Source organism: Mangrovimonas futianensis, assembly GCF_021245805.1.
Taxonomy (GTDB): Bacteria; Bacteroidota; Bacteroidia; order Flavobacteriales; family Flavobacteriaceae; genus Mangrovimonas; species Mangrovimonas futianensis.
This window is the reverse complement of sequence record NZ_JAJJNF010000052.1, coordinates 1-292: the sequence shown is the minus strand read 5'-3', so window position 1 is coordinate 292 and position 292 is coordinate 1. Positions and strand designations below refer to the sequence as shown.

Below are 292 nucleotides of genomic sequence, written 5' to 3'. Positions count from 1 at the left end.
TCCAAGAAAATTATTAAGCATAATTTTCTACAAGCTAGTAATATTCAACAATAAAATTATTTATTACAAGAAGAAATCTTTTAAACTATAAACTAAGGAATACTCCTTCCATAAGTACGATATTGTTCACTTAGACCAAGATTTGCCATAAGAAGACGAACAACAGTCAGAAGCTCTCCACCATGCTTTAGTTGTTGAGCATGCTCTGTCCATCCGCTTTGATTTGCAGCAAAAGTTAATAATTCCATCCACATTTCAGTTATCATCTTCCACTTCTTCTGTTTATTCCAAT

General features: G+C 32.2%; 1 protein-coding gene. It reads right to left on the bottom strand.

All coding sequences use genetic code 11. From position 1 onward, the window contains the following. Positions 1 to 92: 92 nt before the first annotated feature. Positions 93 to 292 (bottom strand): DUF594 domain-containing protein (locus tag LOK78_RS16495; protein ID WP_232635681.1); only part of this gene is annotated, 200 nt, incomplete at its 5' end.